This window comes from Acidiphilium sp. PM, assembly GCF_000219295.1.
Taxonomy (GTDB): Bacteria; Pseudomonadota; Alphaproteobacteria; order Acetobacterales; family Acetobacteraceae; genus Acidiphilium; species Acidiphilium multivorum.
In genome coordinates this window covers 1-2,886 of record NZ_AFPR01000278.1, presented here as the reverse complement: position 1 = coordinate 2,886, position 2,886 = coordinate 1, and the positions used below count along the sequence as shown (strand labels likewise).

The window sequence follows — 2,886 nt, the reverse complement described above, 5'->3', positions numbered from 1 at the left end:
CATGCGGCGAAAATGGACGAACAATATAACATCACGACAACGAAACGATGTGACTGTTCGCACAGGGCAGTTTCCGGTCCGCCCGGCCGGACGCACCGCCCTGAAATCCATGGAGAAGCATGAAGTGAGCGTTTCCGATATCTTCGCGCAGATCGTCGCCCTGGTCGGCGGCGCCGCCGTTCTCGCCCGCCGGTCGGACGCGCCCCGCCAGCCCGCCTGGGGCACCGCGCCCGCCATCCCGCCGGCGAAATCGCAGGGCAGCATCCCGACCCTGAAGATGCCGACGGCGCGCGGCTGGCCCGCGGGGCGCACGCCGGTGGCCGCTCCCGGCCTGAAGGTCAACGCCTTCGCCACCGGCCTGCAGCACCCGCGCTGGATCTGCGCGCTCCCCGGCGGCGACGTGCTGATCGCCGAGGCGTGCGAGGTGCCGCGCCCGCCCTCCTCGATCTTCGACTACGCGATGATCAGCACGATGAAGCGCGCCGCCGCGATGGGGCCGAGTGCCAACCGCATCACCCGCCTGCGCGACGCGGATGGCGACGGCGTCGCCGAAATCCGCAACGCCTTCATGGAAAATCTCAACCAGCCCTTCGGCATGGCCCTGGTCGGCGACACCTTCTATGTCGGCAATACCGATGGCGTGATGGCCTTCCCCTACACGAACGGCGCGGAGCGCATCGCCGCGCCGGGGCGGCGGCTCACCCGCTTCAACCCCGGCGGCCACTGGACCCGCAGCCTGCTGCCGAGCCCGGACGGCGCGAAACTCTATGTCGGCGTCGGCTCGCTCACCAACATCGCCGAGGCCGGCATGGCGGTGGAGGAAGGCCGCGCCGCCATCCACGAGATCGACCTTGCCAGCGGCGCCAGCCGCATCTTCGCCGCCGGCCTGCGCAACCCGGTCGGCCTCGCCTGGGAGCCGCGCACCGGCGCGCTCTGGACGGTGGTCAACGAGCGCGACGGCATCGGCGACGAAACCCCGCCCGACTATCTCACCACCGTGCGCGAGGGCGGCTTCTACGGCTGGCCCTATTGCTACTGGGGCCAGACGGTGGACGACCGGGTGAAGCAGGACCCCGCCCTCGTCGCCCGCGCCCTCACGCCGGATTACGCGCTCGGCGGCCACACCGCCTCGCTCGGCCTCTGCTGGCTGCCCGCCGGCGCGCTGCCCGGCTTTCCCGAAGGCATGGCGATCGGCCAGCACGGCTCGTGGAACCGCAGCACGCTGAGCGGCTACAAGGTCGTCTTCATCCCCTTCGCCGATGGCCGCCCCGCCGGCCCGCCGCGCGACATCCTGAGCGGCTTCCTCTCGGCGGACGAACGAGAGTCCTATGGAAGGCCGGTCGGCGTCGCGCTCGGCCCGGATGGCGGCCTGCTCGTGGCCGACGATGTCGGCGACGTGATCTGGCGGGTGACCGGCGCCTGAGGCCGGCGCGCCCTGCCGTCAGCCGAGGCCGTCATCCGCCGGCGGGCGGAATCGGGCGAGGCGCGGCGCCAGCACCGGCAGCACGAACAGCGAGAGCAGCGTCGCCGTCAGCAGCCCGCCGAGAATGACGATCGCCATCGGCCCCTCGATCGCATCGCCGGGGGAGCCGGCGGCGATCGCCAGCGGCAGCAGCCCGAGGGCCGTCACGCTCGCCGTGATCACGATCGCCGGCAGCCGGTCGGCCGCCGCCGCGCGCGCCGTCGCCGCCGACCAGTCCATCCCGTGCTCCAGCACCAGCCGGCGCATGTGGATCAGCAGCAGCAGCCCGTTGCGCAGCGTCAGGCCGAACAGCGTCGCCAGCCCCACCATCGCGCCGAGGCCGAGATGACCGGCGAGGAAGATCCACACCGCCGCGACGCCGCCGGCAAAGGCGACCGGCAGGATGCCGACGATCAGCGCCACCGCCCGCGCGTCGCGCAGCGCCAGCGCGATGAGCGAGAGGATGACGCCCAGCGCCATCCCCGCATGCACGACGAGCGAGCGCCGCGCCGCCCCGCCCGCGATCGCGGTGCCGCCATACTGCACATAAATTCCGGCCCCGAGCCCAAGCCCGGCGATGCGCCGGCGCAGCGCCGCGACCACCGCCGCGGACCGCCCGTGCGCGGTCTGCACGGTGACGACCTGCACCCGCCGGCCGTCATCGTGCAGGATCTGCGCCGGGCCGCGGGTCTGGCCGATTTGCGCGATCCGCCGCAACGGCACCACCATCCCGCCGGACGCCGCCACCGGCAGGTCGCCCACCGAGGCCGGCTCGCGGCGCAGCGCCTTCGGCAGCGTCACCACCACCGGCTCGACCAGCGTGCCGCGATACACATGGCCGACCACCGTGCCGGCATAGGCGATCCGCAGCGCCGCGAGCGCCGCGCGCGCCGTCACGCCATAGCGCAGCATCGCCGCGCGATCGAGCGTCACCGACAGGGTGGGCTCCGCCTGGGTCGCGGCGAGCGATGCCGCGCGCACCCCCGGCAGGTGCCGCGCCGCGGCGGCGATGCGCTGCGCCGCGACGTCGATCCGGGCGAGGTTCGGCCCGTAGACGGATACCGTCACCGGCGCCGTCACCCCGGCCAGGCTCTCGTCGATCCGCTCGCTCAGGAAGGTATGGCTCCACCAGGTCAGCCCCTGGATGCCGTCGACCGCGGCGAGAATCCGCTGTGTCGAGCGCGCGGCGTGGCGGTTCCCGGTCCGGCTGAGCGTGATGTCGATTTCGGCCTTGTTCACCCCGGCATGGCCGTTGCTCATCGAGGCCCGGCCGATATGCATCACCGCGCTGGCGACCTCGGGCAGGTGCTCGATCGTGCCGACCACCTGCCGGCCGATCGCCAGCATCGCGTCGATCGACATGCCGGGCGCGGCCAGGTAGTGGACGATCACGTCATTCTCGCGGAAGCGCGGCAGGAAGCGCG

At 72.7% G+C, this 2,886-nt stretch carries 2 protein-coding genes; one reads left to right on the top strand and one right to left on the bottom strand.

From position 1 onward, the window contains the following. Positions 1-109: 109 nt before the first annotated feature. Entirely contained in the window at positions 110-1,423 is a 1,314-nt protein-coding gene (locus tag APM_RS11350) for a sorbosone dehydrogenase family protein (RefSeq protein ID WP_013640982.1), read from the top strand. An 18-nt stretch (positions 1,424-1,441) separates the two neighbouring features. Here APM_RS11350 and APM_RS11345 read toward each other — a convergent pair. Continuing rightward, the coding region (locus tag APM_RS11345) for an efflux RND transporter permease subunit (protein WP_007423521.1) at positions 1,442-2,886 on the bottom strand (1,445 nt) is incomplete at its 5' end.

Excerpts from the sequence above, each read along its gene's own strand:
- APM_RS11350 (WP_013640982.1), top strand. The coding sequence starts at position 110 with ATGGAGAAGCATGAAGTGAGCGTTTCCGATATCTTCGCGCAGATCGTC.